The sequence below is a fragment of the Rhizobium sp. 05N49 genome (genome assembly GCF_056396805.1).
In genome coordinates, this window is record NZ_JBFTME010000001.1 from 131,848 (window position 1) to 150,915 (window position 19,068).

A 19,068-nucleotide genomic window follows, 5' to 3' on the forward strand; every position below is an offset into this window, starting at 1 on the left:
ACAACATTCCTTGCAAGAGCCGCAACATGCCTGCAGATCTCGAACGGCTTCGCCGCGATGTGTCGCTGTCTGAGACGGCGGCGCGCTATGGCTGCAGGCTGCAGAGGAACGGGCATGAGCATATCGCCTGCTGCCCCTTCCATGCCGAGGAAACGCCCTCCTTCACCATCTTCAGGGGGCAGGACGGCATCGAGCGCTTCCATTGTTTCGGCTGCGGCGCCGGCGGCGATGTGCTCGATTTCGTGCGACAGATCAAGGGCGTCGATCTCGCGGAAGCCATCCGCCTTCTCGACGGCGGCAGCCGCTTCGATGGCGCCGGGAATATCAGGCCGAACATAGTCCCGCGCGCGCAGCAGGTGCGCGATCCCTATGAAGGCATCACGCCGCTTCTGCCTCCCTCCGAGCCGGTCACACCCGGCGTCCGCATCCGCCTCTACAACCCCAAGCGCAAGGGCGACCGCTCCGAATGGGGCGCCTTCGCTCCCTCCATGGTCTTTCCCTATCGGCAGGCCGATGGCGCCCTGATCGGCTATGTGCTGCGCCATGACCTGCCCGACGAGGGCAAGGAAACGCCGATGGTCATGTTCGTCCGCCTGCCGGACGGCAAGGAGACCTGGTGCCGCTACCCCTTTCCCAGGCCGCGCCCGCTCTACGGCCTCGAAACGCTCGGCAAGACAAAGCAGGTGATCGTCGTCGAGGGCGAGAAATGCCGCGACCGGCTGGCGAAGAAATCCGGCCGCACCGTTCTTTCCTGGGCTGGCGGCACGCAGGGCGTCAAACATACGGACTGGTCGCCGCTATCGGGCCGCGATGTGGTGATCTGGCCGGATTTCGATGCGCCCGGCCTTTCGACGGCAGACGAGATCGCCGCCATCCTCTTGAGCCTCGGCGCGCGCGTCCGGCTGACGGGTCTTACCGATGCCGGAGCAGCCTCCGATCTCGGCCATTTCACCTATGCCGAGTGGCAGGCGGGCCGTCTTCCCTGCCGCGGCTGGGACAGCGCCGATGCCGTCGATGCCGGCTGGACGCGCCTCGATCTCGATGCCTTCATGCGCGCCACAATCCGCCGCCACCTGGCCGCGCCGGTCGAGCCGCCGCCGGCGACAGAAGAACCGGAGCAGAGCGCACCGAAGGCCCCGCCCGCGGGCGCCGATGGCATAGACAGCATGCCGGAATGGTTTCCGAGCCAGCCTTTCGGCTCCGAAGTCTGGCTGGCGCGCATCTTCAACGAACATCTGGCGAAAGCCTGCGGCGGGCGGATCGTGCGCGCCGACGGCAGGTTCTGGGCCTATGGCCCCTCCGCCTGGCGCTCCATCTCCGAACAGAAGATCCGCCTTGCCATGCATGCCTTCGATGCCATCGGTATCGGCCCGAAGGAAAAGCCGCTGAAGCTCGGCCGGCACATGATCGACGGCATCGTCAACGAATTCGGCACGCGCACCACCGAGGCCGGCTTCTTCGGCAATTCGGCCATCGGCGTCAACGCGCTGAACTGCACCATCACCCTCGACGAAGCCGGCAAAGTGACCTGCCGCGCGCACGACCCGGATGACCGCTTCCGCTTCACGATCGCAGCGGATTACAACCTGCATACCGAAAGCCATCCGCCCGAGGGCTCGCTCCTGCACAAACTGCTCCACGGCGCCTTTCAGGGTGATCCCGATGCCGCCGGCAAGATCGACCTCGTGGCCGAAATGCTGGGAGCGGCCGCCTTCGGTCTCGCCACCCGCATCCGCCAGCCGAAAGCCTTCATCCTGCTCGGCGAGACCGCGAGCAACGGCAAATCGACCATCGCCTCGCTCTTTCGCGCGCTGCTGCCGGAAGGGGCCGTCTCCTCCATTTCGCCCGCCTTCTTCAATGATGAAAAGCGCATCATCAATCTCGCCGGCAAGGCAGCGAACGTCGCAGACGAGTTGAGCGCTGCGGCCATATCGGGCGAGGAATTCAAGGCAGCCGTCACCGGCAACCCGATCGAAGGCCGCAGCCTCTACAAGGATGTCGAAAGTTTCATCCCCCGGGCGCTGCATTGCTTCACGACCAATACCCTGCCCCGCTTCAATGGCGGCATAGATCGAGGCCTGCGCCGCCGCCTCGTCGTCATCCAGTTCAATCGCAGCATTCCCGAGCATGAGGTCATTCCCGATATTGCCGAGCGCATCGCAAGGGAAGAGCTGGAACTGCTGCTCGGCCTTGCCGTATCGGGCGCCCAGCGGCTGAAGCGCAACGGCCACTACACCATTCCCGCAAGCTCGAAGGAGGCGCTGAACGCCTGGCTGCTGCTCGACCCGCTCAACGAATGGTTCGATATCCGCATCGAACCCGCGGAAATCGAGCCATCGGGCGGCTGGCTGCGCACTGCCAAACTCTTCGAGGATTTCCGCAAATGGGCGATCGACCAGGGCTACCGCGAAAACTTCCTGCCGCCCGTCAACACCTTCTCCCAGCGCCTGAAATCCATGCCCGACGTGCGCCTGGTACGGTTTGCAAACGGCATGGTGGCCCAAGGGGTGATCCTGAAGGAAGTCGCACTTGCCGCTGCCAACAATTATGCCGACGTGTTCTGAGCCCTGCCGTGTGGTGTGAAACTCCCGCCTTCCGCTCTGCCGCAGAAGGCGAACGCCTCGCTAGCCCAATATGATTAGGAACGATCCGCCCGGAATTCGGGTTGTTTTGTCGGCCCCTCAGTGGCCGGCCGCCGCGCCCCACTCCGCCTTCCTGTAGCGGAGGCGGCGGCCACTCTTTTCCCTTCAGCCACATCGCAGGCGCCGCGATCCTCGCGTCCCGAACGGCCATCGAAGATGCCGGCCAGGCCCTGCATCCGGCCCCGCTTCCTCACATCGGCAAGAGCCGCCGCATTGCCGCTTCAACACCTGATTTGCCGGCCGCTCCGCCTGCGGTCACCATGCCACGGCCGCAACTGTTGCGGTCGGAAGGTTGTCGCGATCCGACCGACAAAGGAACGTGAAATGACCGCGGCAAATTTTCCCGAATGCCTCTCCATCACGCTTGCATCCGAAGGCGGCCTCTCCACCGAGCGTGCCGACCCCGGCAACTGGACCGGCGGCAGGATCGGCAAGGGCACGCTGAAAGGCACCAAATACGGCATCTCCGCAGCCGCCTTCCCAAATCTCGACATCCGCAACCTCACCCTCGACGACGTCAGACCCATCTACAAGACGAAATATTGGGACCAGATCGGCGGCGACACCCTGCCCCCGGGTTTCGACCTCGCCACCTTCGATTACGCCGTCAATTCCGGCCCCGCCCGGGCGCTCCGCGACGCCCAGACCGTGATCGGCGCCCCCGCCGACGGCAAAACCGGCCCCATCACCCGCCTGCACGCAGCCACTGCCGGCGTGAAGGAAATCAAGGCGCTCTGCGCAAGGCGGCTGGGCTTCATGCAGAGCCTGGCGATCTGGAAGACCTACAGCAAGGGCTGGAGCGCACGCGTGGCGAAGATCGAGGCGAAAGCCGTGGCGATGTATCTCCGTGGACAGCCGGGTGTGGATGCCAAGGCCGTGCTGGCGGACGAGGCGGACAAGGCGGAGAAGACGGCGGGTACGCTGCAGAAGGCGGGCGCCGCAATCGCAGTGTCGGCATCGGGCGGCGCTGGCACGGGCGCGGCGCTGCCGGCCGAGCCGAATTTGCTCGTGCTTGGCGTGGTGATGGTTCTTGGACTGGTCGTGGCGGCTATGCTGGTCGTGAAGGCCGCAAGAGAAAAGCAACGCGCAGAGGCATACCGGGCGGCCGGGCGGTAACGACGGAAGCTGGTCCCCTCGGCTGTGAACGTCACCGGCTCGCTGAGCGGCGCATACATCCCTTTATCCCCCAAGGTGCTTCCGCGAAGCGCCTGTCGTTCGCTACTAAACATACGTCATCCACTCGTGATGTTTTCAACCATTTCTAGAAGAAATAAGAAATTTCGAAGAACATAATTCCCGCAGCACGAGAATCAAAATAAAGATACCCCGCCAATCACAGCACAAGAGGCTGTCAGCAGCATAATTGAGGGATAATCATGCGCGCCTATATTGCATTGACATTGATTGCCACCGGATTGCTCACCGGCTGTGTGCCGACCGAGAAACAATATGATGCAGCTGTCAGAGTGGCGCGGGGCAGCGAGAGTCAGAGAAACGGGCTTTTGAACGAGTGTATCAGGCAGCTCGGCTTATCCGACACGAAGGCCCGCCATAATGCCGCACTCTTCCTGAACGTGGCAGAAAAGGACGCTCCGAAGATTGCCTGTGGCCGATACACAAATGCGATCGTTTCCGGCGACATAACCTATCAGGATATGCTCGACATCAAAAATCACCGCTACACCCCGAAGCTGATCAAGATCTTCCGGGGCGGTTGAGGCAGACGCTTCGAGATGCCTCGCCAATCACAGCAAAAAAACACTGTCCGCAGCATAATTGAGGAATAATCATGCGTGCCACTATTGCAATAACATTGATTGCTGGACTGCTCGCAGGCTGCGCGCCGACGCAGCAGGAATATCAAGCCACTGTTACGGCGCTGCAAGGCAGTCCTCGGTTGAGGACGGAGGCGCTTAACAATTGCGTCCAGCGTCTGAGCAGGCTCGACAAGAGCACGCTTCACGACGGCGCCGTTCTCATGAACGTCTCGGATAAGGATGCGCCTCGGGTCGGCTGCGCGCGCATGCAAAAAGCTCTGGTCTCCGGCCGGGCAACCTATCAGGATGCGGTCGACATCACGAACAACCGCATGACGCCGAGAGTCATCAAGATCTTCCAGGACCGCTAAGGCGGAAAGCGTCAAATGTCGCAATGCGCCCGCCCTTGCGAACGGAAGGGCGGGCGCAGGGCGGCAAGACTCAGCCGCTCCACGACATGGCAGTCCTCGCCCAGTTGCCGCGCTGCGCCTCCGGAACGGGATCGATCCTGTTGAGCCTCATCGTTATCGAGCAAACCTCTTCGTCGCTGAGTTCGGCGAGTTTCGCCAGCTTGTTCAATTCGTCCGTGGTCACGCCCAGGCGCTGCGTGATCATCTGCACGATCTCCTCAGCGGTCAGCGTAACGGCCGCAGGCTCCCGCATCTTTCCGTCCTCATAGGCCAGGCGCTTGGCTTCCATAACTTGCCAATAGCTCTCCTTGATCTGGGGAACAGCCTGTGCGGACTGAGACACCCGCAGACTCATGAGATCCTTGCAGCCCTGCGGATAATATCGCGCGAGAGCCTCGTTGAGCGCAGCTGTCTTCTTCAAGACATCGATAGCAATGGCATCGCTTGCCCGCGACAGCGCAGGATTGCCGTATTTCGCCACCATGGCAGCTACTTGCGCTCGCGGATCGATCTTGCCCCCCGAGGCTTCGACCTTGGCAAACAGCTGCCGCGTTTCAGCTTCGTGATCCATGAAGACCGCGTGAACGAAAGGATTGATACCGGCGAGGACCTTCATCTCCTTTTCGAAGGAGCCAGCCTTCTTTTCCTGCGCAGCCGAGTCGGATGCGGGCTTCGCATCTGCGGCAGGCTTTTGCTTCTCCGGGGACGGACCGAGCGAGAGCAACGCCCTGCCCCAATCGCCCTGCAGCTCTTTCGGCAAAGCGCGTACGTTATAGAGTTTCTTTGCGATTGAGCACATGTCTTGGTCGCTGACCCCGGCAGGAGCTTTCAGCGCCTTGTCTATCTCGCTCCCGGTCATTCCCAGGTACCGCGTCATGATCCAGTACTGCTCCTCGCCGGACATCAAGGCAACCGGAGCGCGGAATTTCCCATCCTCATAAGCATAGGTTTTCGCTCGCCGATCATCCATCCGACCGTTTCTGACTTCCACAACGGAATACCAGTCAGGCATATTGCCGGTGAAGAAATACTCGCAGCCTTCGGGATATTTGGCGGCCACGATATCGGTAAGCGCGGCCGTCTTGTCCATGACTGCAATCACGGCACTGTCGCCTGCGCGCGAGAGGGCCGGAGTGCCATACCTGTCGATGACCGTCGCAAGGGTTTTCTTTTGTTCAACCCATAGCTGACGGCTCAGCTCAGCGTAGACTTCCAGTACGATATCCCTGTGATCCCGATAAATGGCCTGTAGATAAGGATCTGTCCGTCCGGTCAATCGGATCACCATATCCACAGGATCTTCCTTGGCACCTTGCGCGATTGCGCCCGAACCAAGCAACGCCATCGCAGCCACCAGCGACAATAATCTCTTCATGAAACCCCACCCCAAATAGTTGCAATTCTTTTATGTGTGAAATTCCAGGCCGTCCACGGCCCACTCGGAAAATGGTAAAAATATCAGGGGAATGCGCGCGATGCCTCGGCGGCGGCGCCTTGCACATCCCGCAGCGTCAGCCCCCCACAGATGATATCGAACGGCAGATTCCGGCCGCCCGTTCGGGCACTCCGAAGGACAGTCCACCTCAGCTATTCAGCTTCAGCGCCAGCTGCTGCCCGCCAAACACCTTCAGCACATGCTTGTTGATCGGCCGCATCGCCTCGATGCGGCGTTGCTCTTCCCGCCTGCGTGCTTCGTGACGCTCGCGGTCTGCGCGCAGCTGCGCGGCAAAGGCCATGGCCTTGTCTGCTGCTCCTGAATAACTCGGGCTTGCTGCCATCGAACTCTCCATCAGAACATAGATGAGAACGTTTATTTGTTCTCATTTTGTTCTCATTTTCGGAGAAGTCAAGACGATCGTTTCAGGGCAATACAAAAGGTAGGGTTCCGGCGCGGGAAGAGCGGTGCCGGCAAATAGATGGGAAAGCGCCAAGTCTTTGACGCGAAAAAACTATTCTTTGGTCTGCAGCCACACCATGGCGAAAGACATCAGGCCGCAAAGCGTGGCGATCAGAAGCAGGTTGTCCATCGGAATCCTCCTATTTGTGGCAGAAACGCGGCAGGAGGATTTTGGTTCAATTGCCCTCTATTTAAGGTGATTTGCGGCCATGACCGGGGCGCTGCCTGCCTATGCCGGCCTGATCACGGTCATGATGACGATGTTGCCGGCTTCGTCCCGGGCGCTGTCTGTCGTCGCGATCACCTTGCCGGCAAATTCCGCCTCGGCCTCGGCAAACGCCTCCTTCACCAGCCGGAGCGTTTCCAGATAGGCGCTATTGTCTCGCCTCGGCATCGCCAGCAATGCCTTGATCCCTGCGCTATCGTCGGTCATGACGCTGAGTACTCCTTTGCGTGATCCCTATATTGGGAAATATCGGGACCTTCCTTCGCTGCCTTCCGGGAAAACGGCACCTGCGTCAAGGGCGGGAGCACCCTGCTGGCAAATGACGGCAGACACCCTTGAATGCGCGATCTCGCTTTATCTCCATCTCTCATGTATAAGCCCTCGTCCCGTTGCCAAGCCCGGTTCCGGCCTATCACCGGCAAGGGCTTGCAGGATAAGGCCTCCGCTACGAGATAAGGCCACGGGACCCGCGACCTGACGAAAGAAGACTTGAGATCATGACCACGGCAAAGACGGCTGCATCCGAAGGCATTCAGCGCTATTTCAAGGCGCCGGTTTTCGCGGTTGCGCCCATGATCGACTGGACGGATCGCCACTGCCGCTATTTCCACCGCCAGATCAGCCGCAATGCCCTGCTCTATACGGAAATGGTCGTCGCCGACGCCATCATCCATGGCCCGCGTCAGCGCCTGCTCTCCTTCGATGCGGCCGAACATCCCGCAGCCCTGCAGCTCGGCGGCTCCGATCCGGCCAAGCTTGCAGAAGCCGTGCGCATTGCCGAGCCCTATGGTTATGACGAGATCAACCTCAATGTCGGCTGCCCCTCGGATCGCGTCCAGTCCGGCACGTTCGGCGCCTGCCTGATGCTGACGCCGGAAACGGTTGCCGAATGCGTCGCCGCCATGAAGAAGGTCGCAAACGTCCCGGTCACCGTCAAATGCCGCATCGGCGTCGATGAGCAGGAGCCGGAAGCGGCCCTGCCCGCGCTGATGACCCGCGTGCTCGATGCCGGCGCCGATGCCATCTGGATCCATGCCCGCAAGGCCTGGCTGAAGGGCCTGAGCCCCAAGGAAAACCGCGAGATCCCGCCGCTCGATTACGATATCGTCTATCGCATGAAGCAGCGCTTCCCCGATGTCTTCATCGGCATCAACGGCGGCATCCACACGCTGGATGAGGCAGAAGCTCACCTCGCCCATGTCGATGGCGTCATGCTCGGCCGCGCCGCCTATCAGAATGCCGCTATTCTCGCCGATGTCGACCAGCGCTTCTACGGCGCCCCCGCCTCCGGGCCCGACTGGAATGCGCTGCGCGACCGCATGATGGCCTATGCTGCCGGCCATATCGCCTCGGGCGGCCGCCTGCAGCATGTCGCCCGCCACATGGTGGGCCTCTTCACCGGCCTGCCGGGCGCGCGCCGCTACCGCCAGATCCTGTCGACAGATGCCGCAAAGCCGAATGCCGGCCCGGAAGTGATCGCCGCAGCCTTCGCCGCTGTCGATTTCTCGGGTGCGACGGAAGCCGTCAGCGCCTGAGGCTGGTCAGGACCATGCTGCGGCCATAGGCAACCAGGCGCGGACGGACCGGTCCGTTTCCCTTCCATGTTTGAACGAAGTTCGGCTGAACGCGTTTATAACGATCCCCCACGAAGGAAGGTGAAAGGAACCGCTCATGAAAACCCTCATGATAACAGTCGCCGCCGCTTCCCTCGGCTTTGTCCCCGTGGCTGAGGCCGCGAGCCAGCATAAGCAGCCGAAACATGCCGCCCAGCAGGTCGCAAATGAGCCGCAGCAACGTCTCGGCACCCTCTCCTGCGTCGTTGCCGGCGGGGCCGGCATGATCATCGGCTCCAGCAAGGCGATCGATTGCAGCTTCAAGCAGAACACCGGCAAGATCGAGCACTATTCCGGCACGATCGGCAAGCTCGGTCTTGATGTCGGGGTCACCGGCAAATCCTACCTCAGCTGGATCGTCGTCAACACCGCCCCCACCCGCGTCGGCGACGGCGCTCTTGCTGGCACCTATGTCGGCGCCTCTGCCGGCGCTTCCGTCGGCGTCGGTCTCGGAGCAAACGCGCTTGTGGGCGGCAGTTCGAAGAATTTCGCATTGCAGCCGCTCAGCGGCGAAACCGGAACCGGCGTCAACGTGGCCGCAGGCGTCTCTCGCCTCCAGCTGAAGGCAACGCGCTAAGTCCTGCCGGCGGCGGCCACCGGTCGCCGCCGGTATTTTCCGCGACTACCCGACCGGACAATGCCAGCCGCTCGTTTCATCCGGCGCAAGCCGTCATGCCCAATGCCATTGGCGTTTCCCGGGAATTGTCGTAATCCGGTGCCCGATCTCAGGCAGGAACGGACATGCGGATCAGACAGGCAACTCGGGACGATTTCGACACCTTGCGATCGATAGAGTTGGCCTCTTTCGAAACGCTGCGCGCCACAGGTGCTGTCAGCGGAGAGCCGGAAGCAAGCAGCGACGCCGAACTGCAGCACTATCTCGACCACGCCCTCCTCTATGCCGCATGCGATCAGGATAACGTCCCCGTCGGCTATGCCGGCGCCTATGTCGCGGAAGGCTGCCTGCATATCGGCGAAATGGACGTTCATCCGGATTTCCAGAGAAAAGGCCTCGGCCGCAGGCTCATGGAAACGCTTCTTGCAGAAGGCCGTTTGCGAAAGCTTGCCGCGGCAACGCTGACGACAGACCGCCTCGCCCCCTTCAACGCGCCTTTCTATGCATCACTTGGCTTTCGGCTCCTCGAAAAGGAAGAATGCTCCCCGCGCCTGCGGGCCATCCTCGATTCTGAAGCCGAAAAGGGCCTCGATCCGCTCCGCCGCATTGGCATGGTTCTGCCATTCTGATACTCGACATATGGGAGGCCAGCCAGCATGAAAGATGTCGTCGCGTTGATAACGGGCGCAAGCCGCGGTGTCGGCCGCGGGATTGCGCTTGCCTTGCTCGCCGAGGGCGCCACGGTCCACGTGACCGGCAGGACACGTTCGGAGGCGGAAGCAAGCGCTGGCAAACGCGCAGGCTCGCTCGAGGGCCTCGCGGTCGAGGCCGAGAACCTGCCCGGACGCCTGGTCCTCCATAATTGCGACCACGGCAATGACGCCGAGACCGAGCGCGTGGCCGAAGAAATCAAAGCCGGCAGCAGGCTGGACATTCTCGTGAACAATGCATGGCCCGGCTATGAAAACATGGTCGAGGACGGCGATTTTACCTGGCCCCGCGCCTTCTGGGAGCAGCCCCTCTGGCGGTGGGACGCGATGATGGGCACCGCATTGCGGGCGGCCTTCCTGATGTCGCGTGCGGTAGCACCCGTCATGATCCAGGCGCAGCGCGGCCTGATCGTCAATATTTCCTTCTGGGCAGCGCAATTCTACGATGGCAACGCGATCTACGGCATGGCCAAGGCCGCTGCCGACAAGATGGCCGCAGACTTCGCCCATGATCTGCGCCCGCACAATGTCGCCGCTGTCGCCCTCTATCCCGGGCTGGTGCGCACTGAAGCAGTCATGCAGAACGCCGAATATTTCGACCTGTCCAATTCCGAGTCACCGCAATTCATCGGCCACGTCATATCAGGCCTTTGGCGAGACCCGGCGCTGATGTCGAAATCCGGTCATGTCCTGGTCGCGGCCGAACTCGGCCAGGAATATGATATCGCCGACGTCAACGGCTATAGACCCGTCCCCCTCACAGCAGCGGACTTTGCCAAGAGCTGAATTCACGTTCAGCCCATTCAAAAACTTGGATTGCAGGTCCTGCAGGAAACGACCTAATTGGCCGGCCCGACGTCCATTCCATCGTAGATGACATCCGTGTAGCCAGTGGCCAAACCTTCGAGCTGAGTATTCCTGGCATCAAGAGTATCGACGGTTTGACGTTCGACGCGTTCGACACGCAACTGCCAGCCAGAGGCGGCGTGCGGTGCCTCCGCCTCCAGCCGGCGAATTGCAACCAGCTTGTATCCGTTGCTTGCCAGTTCGGCGCCGATTTTTTCCAGGTCATCTCTATCGGGGCTGGTGAAATAATATCCCCAAAGCATACGTCCTCTTACATCCCAAGGCGTCTGAGCCTGAATATTCGTGAACATCTCTTCCAACTGGCCCTTCGGGATATGCACTTGTGCAGCCACGGCCTTTTCGCCTGTGACGGCAGATAACATACTCAAAACTAAGACTAGCTTTCTCATGCAAACCCTGCTGGCGATTGTAACCATCAAGATGACGCTGCGAGCCGCCCCATCAAGCCGCCACCAAGAGCAGCACGTAGGCCACGACCGTCACCATCAGGCCGCGAAACGCAATCGTTACGAAGCGGTATTTGCTGCGCGCGATGTGCGAGAGAATATCGGCATTTTCTACATATTGATCGAAGAGATAGCGCTCGTCGCGCCGGTTCGCCGCGTCGTAGAAGGCGTCGCGATGCCTGGGCCACGCGCCCCAGAACATCGAGGTGGACTTGTCGAGCCGCCGCGGCAGCACGACGAGGATCGCCGCCAGAATCGAAAAGACCGAGGCCGCAGCCAGGAGCCCGGAGAAGAGAATGGCCTGCGGCGTGCCCTGCGCATAGCGCGCCCAGGTGAAGACCGCCCTCACTTCGACGGAGCTCACAAGAAAGGCGAGCATGAAAGTAAAGATATACGCAGCCTTCTGGTCCGATATCTTGATCTGATCGTAGAATATATCGTTGATTTTCTTGATATGGTCGAAATATTCCGAGTCGACATCGTCCGTGGACGGAGAGCTGGAAGGCAGCTCCGCAAAATTTTCAAACTCGCTCAAAGGAAACCCCACCCCGAAATAGTGTTTCCCTAATAATACACTTGACTGCGAAAGCAAGAACACGTGTGCACCCGACTTGACTTTTACACCGCACTTGGCCAAACGGGGAAAAGATGCGGGGGTATCTGAAATGTCGGGGCTGAGGTCTGTTCTGTGCGCAAGTACGTCTCTTGCGCTCATGTCAACGTTACTTTCATTTCCGGTCGCGGCCGAACCGATTCAGCGCTCGACGCCGGTTGCAGGCTCCGTCATCGCCCGCAAGACAGGCGAGGAAGTGCGTTTCGTCGATGTCACCAACTGGCGCGTCGTCGATCTCAACCAGGATCTGCTCGATGGCGACGTGCTGCGCACCAACGCCACGGGCCAGCTCGCCATCCTCTTTTCCGACCACACGCAGATCCGTCTTGGCCGTAATTCCGCGCTGCAGGTCAAGAAGATGTCGGCGACCGGCGACACGATCCTCAACCTGCAATCCGGCACCATCTGGGCCCGCGCCCAGCGCGGCGGCCAGGGCCTGACCGTCGAAACCCCGGCCGCCGCCGCCGCTATCCGCGGCACGGACTGGACGATGACCGTCGAAGGCGCCAAGACCTCGATGATCGTGCTCGAAGGCCGCGTCTCGCTGACCAACCCGCAGGGCAGCGTCGATGTCAACGAGGGCGAAGGCGCTGTCGCCACCATCGGCCAGGCGCCGCACAAGCTCATCAGCGTCAATCCTGACGACCGCGAGCAGATGCTCTTCTATCTCGACCTGCGCGACGGTTTCGGCCTCATGCCGACTTCACCGCTGCGCGCCGACCGCATGGCGACGGAACGCCGAAGGCTGCTCGCCCTGCCGCCCGAACGCCGCTCTGTGGAAGACTGGCTGGAGCTCGCCGAAGTGCAGAGCGCCTTCGATGGTCGCCAGGCCGCAGCTGCAACATTGCAGAACATCCGCGGCCGCAAACTGTCGGTGGCCCAGCAGGCGCGCGTCGACCTGCTCGATGCCACCATTGCGGGCTCCGAAAAGCGCTATGACGACGCCGCAAAGCTTTTCGCCAGGGCGCTGCCGCATCTCGACCCGACACGCCGCAACATGGCGCAATATGGCGGCTATTTCGCCCGCTCGCTGGCCGACCCCTCTCATTCCGAACCGCCGCCGGCAAACACGACCGGTCCCTATGGGGCCATCATGCAGGCCTATACGACAGGCTTCCTGGAAAACCCGCGCGCCGCGATCGAGATCATCCGGAAAGCGGAACAGCGCTATCCCGACGATCCGACCCTGCCGGCAATCCGCGCCCAGCTGGCGCAACTCATCGACGACCGCGCCCAGATGAAGGAAGCAGCCGACCGCTCGCTGTCGCTCGATCCCGATCATCCTATGGCCCTTGCCGCCCGTGCCGGTTACAGGGCGGCCTATGAGAGCGATATCAACGGCGCGCTCGCAGACCTGAACCGCGCGATCGAACTTGCGCCCGGCGCCTCGGGCACGCTCAATTCGCTCGGCCTGCTGCAGAGTTCGCGTGATGCCAACGGCGAGGCGGAGGAAGCCTTCAAGAAGGCGATCGAGCTCGACCCGCAGGACCCGCTGCTGCATGCAAACCTTGCGATCCTCTATCTCGACCAGGCCCGCATGAAGGAGGCCAAGCGCGAGATCGACACCGCAATCGCCCTCGATCCGTCCTTCGATATCGCCCTGCTCGCCCGCGGCCGCTACTATCTGCAGACCGGCGAGCGCGACAAGGCGTTGGAAGATCTGCTCGCCGCCAGCACCGCCAATCCCGGTCACTCGCAATCGCAGCTGATGCTTGCCGCCGCCCATTACGAAAAGGGCGATCGCCTCCCCTCCGAACAGGCGCTCGACAATGCCAACCGTCTGGATGACAACGATCCTGTCATCTCCGCCTTCCGCACCGCCGTCGATATCGACGATTACAATGCCGATGGCGCCATCGCCAACGCGCAGGAATTCCTGCGCCGCTCGCGCGCCCGCGGCGGCGATTTCAGCGGCCTCGGCGCCAATGCCAGCGCCGGCTCGACGCTGAACAACGCCTTCCGCCTGCAGGGTCTGGATGCCTGGGGCCGCTACTACGGCGATGCCGTGTTCGATCCGTTCAAGGGCAGCAGCTATATCGACCAGTCGATCAAGGGCAGCATCTTCCCCTTCGTCAACGCGACGAGCTTCAGCGATGACAACATCATCCTGAACCGGAACAATGCGTCGAGCTACTCATCCTTCATCCAGGGCCTGCTGCTCTCTCCGCACATGCTGTCCGGCCGTTCACGCGCGGCAACGCTGTTCGACGTACCCTTCATTGAAGGCTCGATCGGCGGCGGCATTAATAGCGTCGATGGCCACACGCGACGCACCGGCGAAGCCGACATCCAGGGCTATTCGAACACGACCATCCCGATCAGCTTCTACGGCAACCTGACCTGGGAAGAACTGGCGCTTAATCGCGACTATCAGAGTCTGGGCGGCGTCCAGACGGATAACAAACTGCTGACCGCCAACGGTTACCTGACCGCAACCGTCACGCCAGACGATCGCGTAGTGGCCTTCGTCAATCACGGCAAGAACGATGGAGCGCTGAACGCGTTGTCGGAAAACACCGCGTTCACGGACCTCGTTTTCGGCGTCCCCTTCCCTCTGCCTCTCTACACAGCCCAGGACACTGTCAGCGAAATCACGAATGCCGGTATCGGCTGGAGCCACACGTTTGCCTATGAAAACATCCTGAATGGAGCGCTGCTTTATTCGGGAAGCAAGTCGAATACGAGCACCGCGCTCGATGTCGATCTGGACCCGCTGTTCGGGATAGGGGCTCCCTTCATCATTCCCTTTACCGACGCGACCCAGGAGGCTGAATCCAACACCTATATCGGTGCATTGAGCCATTCCATCGGTGCCGGGCCTTTGACATTGCGCTATGGTATCGAAGGCGGCTGGCTCGACGTCAGTAGCACGGTTGACGCGACACTGCTGGGAACCTCGGCTCCCACGGAGCACAATGAGAACACCGTCGACATCGCCCGAGCCTATATCGACGTCCTGCATGAAATCACGCCTGATCTGAAAGGCGAATACGCCTTGTTCGGCACCCGCCTGGAAGGAGATGGTGTCGACGTCAGCCGGCTGGAGCCACGCTTCGGTCTTGCCTGGGCGCCGGTCCAGAACCACTGGCTACGCGCGGCCTTTATGCGCCAGAGCTTCGACACCGCCGTGCCGACGCTCGCCCCGATCGGCATACTTGGCCTGCAAGCCAACCAGTTTTCCGCCAATCCGCAAGGCTATACGGATACGGTCGCCCTGCAATGGGATGCCGAATGGACCGACCGTTTCTTCACCTCGGTCGAGTACCAGCATCAGGAACTGCATGATTTCTCGATCGATCTTCCGTTGATCTCGCTTCCCTCGGATACGACGCTGCCAATCTCGCGCGGCAGCATCGATCGCGCCGCCGTCACAGCCAACGTGGCGCTTGGCAACGGTTTCGGCCTGTCTGCGACCTACGCTTATATGGATTCGGAAAACGAGGATCCGCTGGAGCCGAATTACGGCGGTTCTCTCCCCTTCATACCGCAGAACTCGGGCCAGATTGCGTTGACTTGGGTCAATGAGGCCAAGGTCAAGGCGATGGTTGCCGCAAATTATATCGGCGAGCGTGACGGTGACCGCTTCGGCACCAAGCTCGACGATTACTGGAGCCTCGACGCGCATCTGATCTGGGAGCCCTTCGACAAGCGCATCGCGCTCGAAGCCGCCGCCTATAACCTTCTCGATGATGACTTCGAGGTGACACCGGGCGTACCCGGCTGGGGCCGCGCCTTCAAGGGCAGCCTGAAGATCCGCTTCTGATGATGGCGCGCCCGACCGCCCTGCAACGGCTTCAGGCAGAGCGCGCCATCGACACAGGCCGGCAACAGCGCCCGCCCGGCTGGCCCTTCTCCAGCCGCGGCATCCGTCTTCTCGTGCTTGCGCTGGTCACGCTGGTCACGATTTCGCTGATCTCCCGGCTGCCCGCCTGGGCGCTGACGGAACTGCGCACCTTCGACTATCTCTCCACGATCGACGATCCCTCGCCGCCGGCCGGCGGCCCGATCATCGTGGCGATCGACGAGCCGGCGCTTGCCGATATCAACGCCCAGTGGCCCTGGCCGCGCAGCCTCCATGCCGAGCTCGTCAAGCAGTTGCGCGCCGCCGGCGCAAAGGCCATCGCGCTCGATATCATCATGGCCGAGCCTTCGACGGCTGAAAACGATCAGGCGATAGCCTCCGCCGTCGGCCCGGACATCGTGCTTGCCGGCGACGAAACGTTGATCGAGGCGCCGCAGGCCGATCAGCTGGTGCGCACCACGCCGCTGCCGCAGATGACGGAAGCCGGCGCGCGCACCGGCATCGCCTCGATCGCGCTGAGTGGCGATGGCATCTTCCGCAACATTCCATCCTATGAGGATGGCTTTGCCATGGAGCTTGCAAAGGCTGCGGGCATGAAGGCGCCGCATCTGCCGGCAGGCGCGCTCGTCCAGTCCCTCGGCCCGGCCCGCTCCTATCCCACCGTTTCCTATTATCAGGCGCTCGACCCGAAGAATTTCCTGCCGCCCGATATCTTCAAGGATCGCGTCGTGCTGGTCGGCCTCAGCCTGCAGAATGCGCCCGAGATCGACCAGGGCGGTGTCGATGCCTATGCCACGCCCTACACCGTCCACACCGGCAAGCTGATCTCCGGCGTCGAGGTGCAGGCCACCATCTACGACAATATCGTCCATGGCCTCGCCATCAATGAAGCCGGCCTGCCGGTCGTTGCGATCTGCATCCTCGTTGCCGTCGTGCTCGCCGCCGCGACGGTCTGGAAGGCCACGAGCTGGCGCACGCTGGTCGCGACCGCCGCCGCCGTCCTTGTCTTCGCCGCGGCAAGCTATGCCGGCATCCGCTTCACCCATGTCTTCGTCTCGCCGCTCGGGCCGACCGTCGCCTTCATCGCCGTCGCCTTCGGCCAGGCAGCCTTCGACTATGCGCAGGAGCGCCACCAGAAGCGCCAGATCACGCTCGCCTTTGCCCAATATATCTCGCCCGATCTCGTCAGGCGCCTCTCCAACGATCCCTCGCAGCTGAAGCTCGGCGGCGAGCGGCGAACCCTGACCGTCCTGTTTTCCGACGTACGCGGCTTCACCACCATTGCCGAAACGATGAAGGACGATCCCGAGCAGCTGACAACGCTGATTAATCGCCTGCTGACACCGCTCTCGGATGTCGTCATGGACCATGGCGGCACGATCGACAAATATATGGGCGATTGCATCATGGCCTTCTGGAATGCGCCGCTCGACGACCCCGACCATGCCCTGCATGCGGTCAAGGCCTCGATCGCCATGCAGGATGCGATCGGCACGCTGAACCGCGAGCTGGAGCGGGAAGTGGCCGCCACCGGCCGGCCGCTGCATATCCTGAAAATGGGCGTCGGCATCAATACCGGCGAATGCATCGTCGGCAATATGGGCTCGACCCGGCGCTTCGACTATTCCTGCCTCGGCGACAGCGTCAATCTCGCCTCACGCCTGGAAGGCGCCTCGAAGAATTATGGCGTCGCCCTGCTGCTCGGCGAGGAAACCGCCCGCCTTGTGGCCGAACATTACGCCGTGGTCGAGCTCGACCGCATCATCGTCAAGGGCCGCACGGTGCCCTCGCCCGTCTTCACCGTGCTCTACGGCTCGCACCGCGCGGCGCTCCCTGAGCATAACGCCTTCCTGGATGCAAAATACGCGGGCACGCTCAGCATCTCCGACCCCGCCTTCGACACCCTGCCGAAGGCCATTCCTGAGCTTTCGGCCTATTACGCATTGGTGCGCGGCAGCCTCGCACAGGACATCGCGGCCCCCTAGAGCGATTCAAGCCAAAGCGCGCAGCGGTTTCCGGTCAGAACAAAGGTGGCTCCTTCCGCGCCTTTTGCACTTGAAAGCGCGTCGCGATCTTTCATATCCGCCTGCCGCGCTCTAGTTCTTCGTCTTGCGCATGTCGTTATCGCAAAACCGCCGCGCAGTTTTGCGCGACATGCTTTACGATATCTCCAGACTCGCCCAGATCAATCAGCCAAGAAGTCCCATCATGTCCCTTCCCGCCACCGTCATTCCACTCCCGCAGCCTGTTCTCCTGCCCGTCGAAGGCAGCGCCGAGGCCTTTCCGGTCCGCCGCGTCTATTGCGTCGGCCGCAACTATGCCGATCACGCCATCGAAATGGGCCATGACCCGAACCGCGAGCCGCCCTTCTTCTTCCAGAAGAACGCTGACAACCTATTCTCCGGCAAGGATTTCCCCTATCCGCCGCTGTCGAATGACGTGCATTTCGAGGTCGAATGCGTGCTGGCGCTGAAGGCCGGCGGTGCCGATATACCCTCGGAAAAAGCGCTCGACTGCATCTATGGCTACRGCGTCGGGATCGATTTCACCCGCCGCGACCTGCAGGCCGAGGCCAAGAAACTCGGCCGCCCGTGGGAGCTCGCCAAGGCCTTCGAACATTCCGCCCCGGTCTCGCCGCTCGTCCCCGCGAGCCGCCTCGGACATCCCGTAAATGGCCGCGTCTGGCTTGATGTCAACGGCGTCCGCAAACAGGATGGCGACTTAAACCAGATGATCTGGAAAGTCCCGGAAATCATTGCAGAGCTTTCGAAACTCTTCGTTCTGGCGCCCGGCGATATCATCATGACCGGCACGCCAGCCGGTGTCGCTGCCATCAACAAGGGCGACAGCATTTCCTGCGGCGTCGATGGCATCGCGACGCTCTCGCTGAACGTGGTCTGAGGAGGAAGACATGGCAATCTATGCGCTCGGAGGCCAGCACCCGAAACTGCCGCCGCACGGCACGTTCTGGATCGCCCCCGAAGCGCATGTGATCGGCCATGTGGAGCTCGCCGAAGAGGTCGGCATCTGGTTCGGTGCCGTCCTGCGCGGCGACAACGAACCCATCGTCATCGGCAAGGCCACCAACCTGCAGGAAGGCGTCATGGTCCACACCGACCCCGGCTTCCCCACCACGATCGGCGATCACTGCACCATCGGCCACCACGCCATCATCCACGGCTGCACGATCGGCAACAACACCCTCATCGGCATGGGCGCCACGATCCTGAACGGCGCCAGGATCGGAAACAACTGCCTCGTCGGCGCAAATGCGCTCATCACCGAAGGCAAGGAATTCCCCGACAATTCCCTCATCGTCGGCTCACCCGCCAAGGCGATCCGCACGCTGGACGACGACGCGATCGCCAGGATCACCCAGTCGGCAAAGAAATATGTCGGCAACTGGCAGCGCTTTGCGCGGGATCTCGAGCGGATCGATTGATAGTCGACCGCGGGAAGATCTGACAGC

At 61.7% G+C, this 19,068-nt stretch carries 17 protein-coding genes; 12 read left to right on the top strand and 5 right to left on the bottom strand.

Annotated features, from left to right (window positions below):
- Positions 1–26 precede the first annotated feature (26 nt).
- From AC1DF8_RS00705 to AC1DF8_RS00720, 4 genes are all read left to right on the top strand, one after another.
- The gene (locus tag AC1DF8_RS00705) at positions 27–2,564 is read left to right on the top strand and encodes a CHC2 zinc finger domain-containing protein (protein ID WP_477994565.1); all 2,538 of its coding nucleotides are present in this window, start codon (positions 27–29) and stop codon (positions 2,562–2,564) included.
- Positions 2,565–2,966: 402 nt separating this feature from the next.
- Positions 2,967–3,758: a glycosyl hydrolase 108 family protein gene (locus AC1DF8_RS00710; protein WP_477994566.1), complete on the top strand. Its 792-nt coding sequence runs from the start codon at positions 2,967–2,969 to the stop codon at positions 3,756–3,758.
- 260 nt (positions 3,759–4,018) lie between these two features.
- The gene (locus tag AC1DF8_RS00715; protein ID WP_112969495.1) at positions 4,019–4,360 is read left to right on the top strand and encodes a hypothetical protein; all 342 of its coding nucleotides are present in this window, start codon (positions 4,019–4,021) and stop codon (positions 4,358–4,360) included.
- A 71-nt stretch (positions 4,361–4,431) separates the two neighbouring features.
- The gene (locus AC1DF8_RS00720; protein WP_112547101.1) at positions 4,432–4,770 is read left to right on the top strand and encodes a hypothetical protein; all 339 of its coding nucleotides are present in this window, start codon (positions 4,432–4,434) and stop codon (positions 4,768–4,770) included.
- A 70-nt stretch (positions 4,771–4,840) separates the two neighbouring features.
- On the opposite strand, the gene AC1DF8_RS00725 is transcribed toward AC1DF8_RS00720, so the two are convergent.
- The 3 genes from AC1DF8_RS00725 to AC1DF8_RS00735 form a co-directional block, all read right to left on the bottom strand.
- Positions 4,841–6,184 (bottom strand): hypothetical protein, encoded by a 1,344-nt coding sequence (locus AC1DF8_RS00725; RefSeq protein ID WP_162733360.1) that lies wholly within the window; start codon positions 6,182–6,184, stop codon positions 4,841–4,843.
- 208 nt (positions 6,185–6,392) lie between these two features.
- On the bottom strand, positions 6,393–6,587 hold the full coding sequence (locus tag AC1DF8_RS00730) for a hypothetical protein (RefSeq protein WP_007818517.1): 195 nt from the start codon (positions 6,585–6,587) through the stop codon (positions 6,393–6,395).
- Between the two features lie 348 nt (positions 6,588–6,935).
- A complete protein-coding gene (locus AC1DF8_RS00735) occupies positions 6,936–7,139 on the bottom strand; it encodes a hypothetical protein (protein WP_112547103.1) in 204 nt (67 codons plus the stop codon).
- Between the two features lie 290 nt (positions 7,140–7,429).
- On the opposite strand from AC1DF8_RS00735, the gene dusA reads away from it, so the two are divergent.
- The 4 genes from dusA (at position 7,430) to AC1DF8_RS00755 (ending at position 10,657) form a co-directional block, all read left to right on the top strand.
- A complete protein-coding gene (gene dusA / locus AC1DF8_RS00740; protein ID WP_113147290.1) occupies positions 7,430–8,467 on the top strand; it encodes a tRNA dihydrouridine(20/20a) synthase DusA in 1,038 nt (345 codons plus the stop codon).
- A 136-nt stretch (positions 8,468–8,603) separates the two neighbouring features.
- The gene (locus tag AC1DF8_RS00745) at positions 8,604–9,122 is read left to right on the top strand and encodes a DUF992 domain-containing protein (protein WP_477994570.1); all 519 of its coding nucleotides are present in this window, start codon (positions 8,604–8,606) and stop codon (positions 9,120–9,122) included.
- A 164-nt stretch (positions 9,123–9,286) separates the two neighbouring features.
- Positions 9,287–9,790 (top strand): GNAT family N-acetyltransferase, encoded by a 504-nt coding sequence (locus AC1DF8_RS00750; protein ID WP_477994571.1) that lies wholly within the window; start codon positions 9,287–9,289, stop codon positions 9,788–9,790.
- A 27-nt stretch (positions 9,791–9,817) separates the two neighbouring features.
- On the top strand, positions 9,818–10,657 hold the full coding sequence (locus tag AC1DF8_RS00755) for an SDR family NAD(P)-dependent oxidoreductase (protein ID WP_477994572.1): 840 nt from the start codon (positions 9,818–9,820) through the stop codon (positions 10,655–10,657).
- Between the two features lie 53 nt (positions 10,658–10,710).
- Here AC1DF8_RS00755 and AC1DF8_RS00760 read toward each other — a convergent pair whose 3' ends face one another.
- Together AC1DF8_RS00760 and AC1DF8_RS00765 are read right to left on the bottom strand one after the other, a co-directional pair.
- Entirely contained in the window at positions 10,711–11,127 is a 417-nt protein-coding gene (locus tag AC1DF8_RS00760) for a ribonuclease E inhibitor RraB (RefSeq protein ID WP_477994573.1), read from the bottom strand.
- 52 nt (positions 11,128–11,179) lie between these two features.
- Entirely contained in the window at positions 11,180–11,719 is a 540-nt protein-coding gene (locus AC1DF8_RS00765) for a Pycsar system effector family protein (protein ID WP_018114541.1), read from the bottom strand.
- Positions 11,720–11,897: 178 nt separating this feature from the next.
- Between AC1DF8_RS00765 and AC1DF8_RS00770 the strand changes: the two genes are divergently transcribed.
- The 4 genes from AC1DF8_RS00770 (at position 11,898) to AC1DF8_RS00785 (ending at position 19,041) form a co-directional block, all read left to right on the top strand.
- On the top strand, positions 11,898–15,560 hold the full coding sequence (locus AC1DF8_RS00770) for a FecR domain-containing protein (RefSeq protein ID WP_477994574.1): 3,663 nt from the start codon (positions 11,898–11,900) through the stop codon (positions 15,558–15,560).
- The gene (locus AC1DF8_RS00775; protein ID WP_477994575.1) at positions 15,560–17,584 is read left to right on the top strand and encodes a CHASE2 domain-containing protein; all 2,025 of its coding nucleotides are present in this window, start codon (positions 15,560–15,562) and stop codon (positions 17,582–17,584) included. Before AC1DF8_RS00770 ends, AC1DF8_RS00775 begins: the two co-directional genes overlap by 1 nt.
- A 223-nt stretch (positions 17,585–17,807) precedes the next feature.
- Positions 17,808–18,500 (top strand): fumarylacetoacetate hydrolase family protein, encoded by a 693-nt coding sequence (locus AC1DF8_RS00780; RefSeq protein WP_477994577.1) that lies wholly within the window; start codon positions 17,808–17,810, stop codon positions 18,498–18,500.
- A 10-nt stretch (positions 18,501–18,510) separates the two neighbouring features.
- Positions 18,511–19,041, top strand: a complete 531-nt coding sequence (locus tag AC1DF8_RS00785) for a gamma carbonic anhydrase family protein (protein ID WP_477994578.1) — start codon at positions 18,511–18,513, stop codon at positions 19,039–19,041.
- The last annotated feature ends 27 nt before the right edge of the window (positions 19,042–19,068 follow it).

Excerpts from the sequence above, each read along its gene's own strand:
- AC1DF8_RS00705 (WP_477994565.1), top strand. The coding sequence starts at position 27 with ATGCCTGCAGATCTCGAACGGCTTCGCCGCGATGTGTCGCTGTCTGAG.
- AC1DF8_RS00710 (WP_477994566.1), top strand. The coding sequence starts at position 2,967 with ATGACCGCGGCAAATTTTCCCGAATGCCTCTCCATCACGCTTGCATCC.
- AC1DF8_RS00715 (WP_112969495.1), top strand. The coding sequence starts at position 4,019 with ATGCGCGCCTATATTGCATTGACATTGATTGCCACCGGATTGCTCACC.
- AC1DF8_RS00720 (WP_112547101.1), top strand. The coding sequence starts at position 4,432 with ATGCGTGCCACTATTGCAATAACATTGATTGCTGGACTGCTCGCAGGC.
- AC1DF8_RS00725 (WP_162733360.1), bottom strand. The coding sequence starts at position 6,184 with ATGAAGAGATTATTGTCGCTGGTGGCTGCGATGGCGTTGCTTGGTTCG.
- AC1DF8_RS00730 (WP_007818517.1), bottom strand. The coding sequence starts at position 6,587 with ATGGCAGCAAGCCCGAGTTATTCAGGAGCAGCAGACAAGGCCATGGCC.
- AC1DF8_RS00735 (WP_112547103.1), bottom strand. The coding sequence starts at position 7,139 with ATGACCGACGATAGCGCAGGGATCAAGGCATTGCTGGCGATGCCGAGG.
- dusA (WP_113147290.1), top strand. The coding sequence starts at position 7,430 with ATGACCACGGCAAAGACGGCTGCATCCGAAGGCATTCAGCGCTATTTC.
- AC1DF8_RS00745 (WP_477994570.1), top strand. The coding sequence starts at position 8,604 with ATGAAAACCCTCATGATAACAGTCGCCGCCGCTTCCCTCGGCTTTGTC.
- AC1DF8_RS00750 (WP_477994571.1), top strand. The coding sequence starts at position 9,287 with ATGCGGATCAGACAGGCAACTCGGGACGATTTCGACACCTTGCGATCG.
- AC1DF8_RS00755 (WP_477994572.1), top strand. The coding sequence starts at position 9,818 with ATGAAAGATGTCGTCGCGTTGATAACGGGCGCAAGCCGCGGTGTCGGC.
- AC1DF8_RS00760 (WP_477994573.1), bottom strand. The coding sequence starts at position 11,127 with ATGAGAAAGCTAGTCTTAGTTTTGAGTATGTTATCTGCCGTCACAGGC.
- AC1DF8_RS00770 (WP_477994574.1), top strand. The coding sequence starts at position 11,898 with ATGTCAACGTTACTTTCATTTCCGGTCGCGGCCGAACCGATTCAGCGC.
- AC1DF8_RS00775 (WP_477994575.1), top strand. The coding sequence starts at position 15,560 with ATGATGGCGCGCCCGACCGCCCTGCAACGGCTTCAGGCAGAGCGCGCC.
- AC1DF8_RS00785 (WP_477994578.1), top strand. The coding sequence starts at position 18,511 with ATGGCAATCTATGCGCTCGGAGGCCAGCACCCGAAACTGCCGCCGCAC.